Origin of the sequence: Streptomyces longispororuber (assembly GCF_024448165.1) — a bacterium.
Taxonomy (GTDB): domain Bacteria; phylum Actinomycetota; class Actinomycetes; order Streptomycetales; family Streptomycetaceae; genus Streptomyces; species Streptomyces longispororuber_A.
Genome location: NZ_JAMOLN010000344.1, coordinates 1 through 6,336 on the forward strand (window position 1 = coordinate 1; position 6,336 = coordinate 6,336).

Below are 6,336 nucleotides of genomic sequence, written 5' to 3' on the forward strand. Positions count from 1 at the left end.
CGGTCCATGAATTCACGTCAGCGCCGCGGCGTCATCATCCTGGTCGTCTCCGCCCTGTGCGCGGTCGGCGCGTTCGCCGGTGTGCTGTCGGTGATCCGGGACGTGAACTCCAAGGTGGGCCCCGAGGTCGCCGCGTACCGTCTGAAATCCGACGTGGCGCCCTACAAGGAGCTGTCGCAGGACCAGTTCGAGAAGGTCGAGATGCCCGAGCGCTGGCTCTCGTCCACCGCCGTCACCAGCCTGCGCGACATCCGCGGCAAGATCGCCGTCACCCAGCTGAAGAAGGGCTCCCTCCTCCAGTCGGACATGATCGTCGCGCGTCCGCAGCTCGACGCCGGGCAGCAGGAGATCGCCATCATGATCGACGCGGAGACCGGCGTCGCCGGAAAGATCAACCCCGGTTCGAAGGTCAACATCTACGCCACCTTCAAGGCCGAGAACGACAAGCAGAAGGACCAGTCGAAGGTCATCGTGGAGAACGCCGAGGTGCTCGACGTCGGCAAGCTCACCCCGATCGACCAGCAGGGCGGCGGCGACCGCAACTCCGTCCGGCGCCAGGGCGAGGCCGTCCCCATCACGTTCGCGCTCGGCGCGGCCGACGCCCAACGGGTCGCGTACGCCGAGTCGTTCGCCACCCACGTCCGGCTCGCGCTCGTCGCCCCCGGGGACGACGGGGCCATCGCGCCGGGCGACCGCTCGTACACGCTGGACGAGGACAAGTGAGCGGCGTCCGGCGCCGTCCGGCCAGTCCTGCCGACCGAAAGTGGGGCCGATGACCATTCGCATCCTGCCGGCCGTCGGGGAGCCCGAGGCGGCCCGCGCCCTGGTCACCCTGCTGTCCCAGCTCGCCGACACCGAACCCGCCCCACCCCTGGCCGACTCCACCGCGCTGCTCGACACGCTGGCCCGGCTCGCCGCCGAGTCGCTCGACGAACTGCCCGAGGTCGTCCTCGTCCACGAACGCATCGGCCCGGTCCCCGCCCTCGACCTCATCCGCGACCTCGTCCTGCGCTTCCCCGCGGTCGGCGTCGTCCTGGTCACGGCGGACACCAGCCCCGCCCTGCTCACCGCCGCGATGGACAGCGGAGCGCGCGGCATCGTCGCCTTCCCGCTCGGCTACGACGCCCTCGCCGAACGCGTCCAGGCCGCCGCGTCCTGGTCCGCGGGCATGCGCCGGCACCTCGCGGGCGGCACCGGCGCGGAACTGATGCCGGCCGGCGGCGGTGGCCGCGTGGTGGCGGTGACCGGCGCCAAGGGCGGCGTCGGCACCACCCTCACCGCCGTCCAACTGGCCCTCGCCGCCCGCGCGTCGGGGCGCTCCGTCGCGCTGCTCGACCTCGACCTCCAGTCCGGCGACGTCGCCTCCTACCTCGACGTCCAGTTCCGCCGCTCCGTCGCCGACCTCGCCGCGATCCGCGACATCACCCCGCGCGTCGTCCAGGACGCCGTCTTCACCCACGAGACCGGCATCGACCTGCTCCTCGCCCCCGCCGACGGCGAACGCGGCGAGGAGGTCACCGACCGCGTCGCCCGCCAGGTCGTGCACGCCCTGCGCGCCCGCTACGAGGTCGTGGTCGTCGACTGCGGTACGCAGATGGGCGCGGCCAACGCGGCGGCGATCGAACTCGCCGACCAGGCGACGCTCCTGGTCACCCCGGACGTCGTCGCGGTCCGCGCCGCCAAGCGCATGGTCCGGCTCTGGGACCGGCTCCAGATCCGCAAGGCCGAGGAGACCCTCACCGTCGTCAACCGGCAGGCCAGGGCCGCCGAGATCCAGCCCGCCCTGGTGGCCCGGGTGACCGGCACGAACGTGGCCCGCACCTCGGTCCCCGCCGCGTACAAGGAACTCCAGGCCGCCGTCGACGCGGGCCGGATGCAGGACCTCGACAACCGCTCCACGGTCAAGCAGGCGATGTGGGCGCTCGCGGCCGAACTCGACCTGGTCGCCGCCCCCGCCCCGGACGCCGGCGGGCGCCGCTCCCGCCGCCGCGGCGACAAGGGCGCGGTCACGCTGGAGTTCGCGGCGATGTTCCCGCTGGTCCTCGTCGTCATGGGCCTGCTGTGGCAGTGCGTCCTGTACGGCTACACGTACTCGCTGGCCGGGAACGCGGCGGACGAGGCGGCGCGGGCGGCGACGTCGGCTGCCGCCGGGAGCGGGGACGTGGCAGGCGCCTGCGACGCGGCGGGCAAGTCCCACCTGCCCTCGGCCTGGCAGGCGGCGAGCATCGGCTGCGCCGACGACGGCACCGTCATGAAGGCCACGGTGCAGGTGGACGTCCCTCTGTTCTTCCCCGGGATCAACCCCGGCTGGAGCGTGACGGGCGAGGCGGGGGCGGCAACGGAGACCGCCCCGTGACGGGCTCCCGGACACGGGGCTCCGCCCCGGACCCCGCTGCTCAATCGCCGCAGGGGCTTGAGCAGCCGCGCCGGCGCCTCCGTGGCGACAACGGAGTGTCCATGGTGGAATTCGCCGGCTTCCTCCCCTTCCTGTTGATCATCGGCATGGCCGCGATCCAGCTCGGCCTGGTCGGCTACGGCGCCAACCAGGCGGGCAGCGCCGCACGCGCGGCGGCGCGCGCGGAATCCCTCACCCCCGGCACCGCCCAGGCCGCCGCGTCCGCCGCCACGAGCACCTGGCTGCACCCCGCGGCGGCGACGGGCACCGGCGACACGATCACCGCCACCGTCACCGTGCACGTACCCGCGATCATCCCGCTCTTCGACGGCTGGGACCTCACCCGCACCGCGACCATGCCCAACGACAAGCAGAACACCGGGAGTTGAGGAGAACCATGAGCCTGCGTTCCCGGGTCGTCGCCACCCGCGACCCCGCCGGACCCGAACCGGCCCGCGACGACAGCCTGGTCGCCGTCTACCGCGCCAAGCTCCTGGAGGAGATCGACCTCGCCGAGATGTCCTCGCTCCAGGCCGCGGACCGCCGCGTCCGCCTGGAGCGCGTGCTCGGCCACATCATCAGCCGCGAGGGCCCGGTCCTCTCTTCCGGCGAGCGGACCCAGCTGATCCGCCGCGTGGTCGACGAGGCCCTCGGCCTCGGCATCCTCGAACCCCTCCTCGCCGACGCCTCGATCACCGAGATCATGGTCAACGGCCCCGACGCGATCTTCGTGGAGCGCTCGGGCCGGGTCGAACAGCTCCCCATGCGGTTCGCGTCCGCCGAGCAGCTCATGCAGACGATCGAGCGCATCGTCTCCACGGTGAACCGCCGCGTCGACGAGTCCAACCCCATGGTCGACGCCCGCCTGCCCACCGGCGAGCGCGTCAACGTGATCATCCCGCCGCTCGCGCTCACCGGCGCGACCCTCACCATCCGGCGCTTCCCCCGCGCGTACAGCCTCACCGAGCTCATCGAACTCGGCTCGCTCGACGAGCACATGCTGATGCTGCTCGCGGCCTGCGTCCGGGCCCGCTTCAACATCATCGTCAGCGGCGGCACCGGCTCCGGCAAGACGACCCTCCTCAACGCCCTCTCGGCGCTGATCCCCTCCCACGAGCGCATCATCACCATCGAGGACTCGGCGGAACTCCAGCTCCAGCAGGACCACGTCATCCGCCTGGAGTCGCGGCCCCCGAACGTCGAGGGCAAGGGCCAGGTCACCATCCGCGACCTCGTCCGCAACAGCCTGCGCATGCGCCCCGACCGCATCATCGTCGGCGAGGTCCGCGGCGGCGAGACGCTCGACATGCTCCAGGCCATGTCCACCGGCCACGACGGCTCCCTCGCGACCGTCCACGCGAACACGGCCGAGGACGCCCTGACCCGCCTGCAGACCCTCGGCTCGATGTCCGAGGTCGACGTCCCCTTCGAAGCGCTCAGGGACCAGATCAACTCGGCCGTCGACGTCCTCGTCCAGCTCACCCGGCACGCCGACGGCTCCCGCCGGATCAGTGAGATCGCGCTGCTCGTCTCGCACGGCCGCGAGCAGTTCACGATCGCCACGGTCACCCGCTTCACCGTCCAGCCCTACATGTCGGGCACCATCGACCTGGAACAGCGCCGGGTGCACGGCTACTACGAACACCTCCCGCTGCCGCGCCGCGTCGCCGACCGGCTGTACGTGGCGGGGGAGTCGGTGCCACCGGCGTTCGGGGTCGTCGAGGCCGTCGACGCACGCAACACGAGGGAGGCCACGGGATGAGACTGCCGGAGAAGGAGCGCGCGTCATGACGCAGCCCGCCCTCATCGCCCTCGGCGCCACCGTCCTGGCCTGCGTCCTCGCGGTCGCGGGCGCCCATGTGTACGCCTCGGGACGCGCCCAGCGCCAGGCCCTCGTCGACCGCCTCGACGGCTACCCGGGCGGCCGCCTCGCCCTCGGACCCGGCGGCCGCACGCGCCGCTTCACCACGGTCGACCGCCGGCTGCGCCGCACCCGGCTGGGCCGCGCCCTCCAGCTGCGCCTGTCGGCGACGGGCCTGGACCTCACCCCGGGCGAGTTCTTCGTCTACGTGTCCGCGGTCGTCGCCGCCCTCTGGGTGCTGGCCGCGACGGCCCTGGCCCCGTTCTTCGGCCCGATCGCCGGACTGGTGGCCGTCTGGGCCGCGGTCATCTTCCTCAACTGGCAACGCCAGAAGAGGATCGAGGCCTTCATCAACCAACTCCCGGACGTGGCACGCCTGCTGGCGAACGCCACGGCGGCGGGCCTGGCCCTGCGTACCTCCCTCGCGATGGCGGCGGAGGAACTGGAGGCGCCCGCGGGCGAGGAACTTTCCCGGGTGGCCGACCAGTTGGCGCTCGGCCGCTCGGTCGACGACGCCCTCGACGAACTGGCCGCCCGCCTCCCCTCCCGCGAACTGGTCGTCCTCGTCACGACGCTGGTCCTGGCGAACAAGGCCGGCGGCTCCGTGGTCTCCTCCCTGCGCAACCTCACCCAGACCCTGGAGGACCGCAAGGAGACCCGGCGTGAGATCCGCACCATGCTCTCCGAGGTCAACGCGACGGCCTTCACGGTCCCGCTGCTCGGCCTCGGCTCGCTCCTCCTCATCAACTCGTCGAACGAAGGCGCGCTGGCCAAGGTGACGGGCTCCCCGCTGGGCCAGACCCTGATCCTGATCTCCCTCGGCCTGTACGGGATCGGGTTCTTCGTGATCCGCCGCCTGGGAAAGATCGAGGTCTGACACGCCATGTCCACCACGGCCGCAGGACTTCTCCTCGCCCTCCTCATGGGCATCGCCGTACTCGGCGTCTTCACGGGCGTCCGCATGTACCGCGCCGACGCCAAGGTCCCCAGCGACCTCGCCCTCGCCCTGGAGGTCGGCGCCACCCGGGTCTCCGCCCCGTCCTCGGCGGTCGACCGCCTCGGCATGCGCTTCGCGCCCCTGGTCCTGCGCCTGATGGGCCCGCGCCGGGTCGACGCCAAGCGCCGCAGGATCGACATGGCGGGCAACCCCGGCGGCCTCACCATCGACCGCTACGCGGCGCGCAGAGCGGTCTACGGCGCCTTCGGAGTGGTCATGGGCCTGGTCTTCCTCACCAACGGCCAGCCGCTGCTCGCCCTGCTCACCCTGGCCTTCGGCGCCCTGGCCGCCGACGCCCTGATCTGGCAGGCGGTGCGCGAACGCAAGGAAGTCATCGACCGCACCCTCCCCGACTTCCTCGACGTCCTCGCCGTCGTCGTCTCGGCCGGCCTCGGTTTCCGCCAGGCGCTGGACCGGGTCGCGGAGAAGTACGAGGGCCCCTGGGCGGACGAACTCCGCATCACCCTGCGGCAGATGGACATGGGCGTCCCCCGCCGCCAGGCCTTCGACGAGCTGCGCCGCCGCAACGCGTCCGAGCAGGTCGCCCAGTTCGTCTCGGCACTCCAACAGGGCGAGGAACTGGGCTCACCCATCGCCGAGACCCTGATCCAACTGGCCACCGACATGCGCCGAACCGACGCCCAGAACTCCCGCCGCCGCGCCGCGAAAACGATTCCGAAGGCAACGATGGTGACGCTCGTCTTCATGCTCCCGGCGACGATGATCCTGATCGCTACGGGCATGTTCCTGGGCTCTGGTTCCAACTTCGGTTCCATTTTGGGACGTTGAGACTCTCCAGTAACGTGCGGAGGCTGGCTACAGTAGCGGGAGCCGATGGTTGGCGATTGCGAAGACTGTGATGGAGCGCCGGACGGATTTCGCCACGACGACGGGGGAGTCGCACATGACGGGAGCCGATGCGACCGGCGGAGCTGATGCCCGATGACGCCCCGGGCAACAGGCCGAAAACTTCCGGTCAAGCCCCGCCCCTTAATCGCCGAAACCGAGTGCACTGGGTCGCCTTTCGCGTACGTTGCGTGTGTTGTTTTGGTTGCAGCGGAGGAAGTGGCGGAAGGGGGATCC

Annotated in this window: 6 protein-coding genes; all 6 read left to right on the forward strand. The window is 71.6% G+C overall.

Going from position 1 to position 6,336, the window contains the following annotated elements; translation table 11 throughout:
• The first annotated feature begins 6 nt into the window (after positions 1-6).
• The 6 genes from cpaB to M4J07_RS46060 all read left to right on the forward strand — a co-directional run bounded on the left by cpaB (position 7) and on the right by M4J07_RS46060 (position 6,042).
• Positions 7-723 carry a Flp pilus assembly protein CpaB gene (gene cpaB / locus M4J07_RS46035; protein WP_255983043.1) on the forward strand — a complete coding sequence of 239 codons (717 nt, stop codon included), beginning with the start codon at positions 7-9 and terminating at the stop codon, positions 721-723.
• 49 nt (positions 724-772) lie between these two features.
• Positions 773-2,356: an AAA family ATPase gene (locus tag M4J07_RS46040; protein ID WP_255983033.1), complete on the forward strand. Its 1,584-nt coding sequence runs from the start codon at positions 773-775 to the stop codon at positions 2,354-2,356.
• A 101-nt stretch (positions 2,357-2,457) separates the two neighbouring features.
• Positions 2,458-2,784: a TadE/TadG family type IV pilus assembly protein gene (locus M4J07_RS46045; RefSeq protein WP_255983035.1), complete on the forward strand. Its 327-nt coding sequence runs from the start codon at positions 2,458-2,460 to the stop codon at positions 2,782-2,784.
• 8 nt (positions 2,785-2,792) lie between these two features.
• Positions 2,793-4,157 (forward strand): CpaF family protein, encoded by a 1,365-nt coding sequence (locus tag M4J07_RS46050; protein ID WP_255983037.1) that lies wholly within the window; start codon positions 2,793-2,795, stop codon positions 4,155-4,157.
• 25 nt (positions 4,158-4,182) lie between these two features.
• Positions 4,183-5,133, forward strand: a complete 951-nt coding sequence (locus tag M4J07_RS46055) for a type II secretion system F family protein (protein ID WP_255983039.1) — start codon at positions 4,183-4,185, stop codon at positions 5,131-5,133.
• A 6-nt stretch (positions 5,134-5,139) separates the two neighbouring features.
• Positions 5,140-6,042 carry a DUF5936 domain-containing protein gene (locus M4J07_RS46060; RefSeq protein ID WP_255983041.1) on the forward strand — a complete coding sequence of 301 codons (903 nt, stop codon included), beginning with the start codon at positions 5,140-5,142 and terminating at the stop codon, positions 6,040-6,042.
• Positions 6,043-6,336 lie beyond the last annotated feature (294 nt).

Bases quoted from the DNA above. Each gene is read 5' to 3' on its own strand.
- cpaB (WP_255983043.1), top strand. From the start codon at position 7: ATGAATTCACGTCAGCGCCGCGGCGTCATCATCCTGGTCGTCTCCGCC.
- M4J07_RS46040 (WP_255983033.1), top strand. From the start codon at position 773: ATGACCATTCGCATCCTGCCGGCCGTCGGGGAGCCCGAGGCGGCCCGC.
- M4J07_RS46045 (WP_255983035.1), top strand. From the start codon at position 2,458: ATGGTGGAATTCGCCGGCTTCCTCCCCTTCCTGTTGATCATCGGCATG.
- M4J07_RS46050 (WP_255983037.1), top strand. From the start codon at position 2,793: ATGAGCCTGCGTTCCCGGGTCGTCGCCACCCGCGACCCCGCCGGACCC.
- M4J07_RS46055 (WP_255983039.1), top strand. From the start codon at position 4,183: ATGACGCAGCCCGCCCTCATCGCCCTCGGCGCCACCGTCCTGGCCTGC.
- M4J07_RS46060 (WP_255983041.1), top strand. From the start codon at position 5,140: ATGTCCACCACGGCCGCAGGACTTCTCCTCGCCCTCCTCATGGGCATC.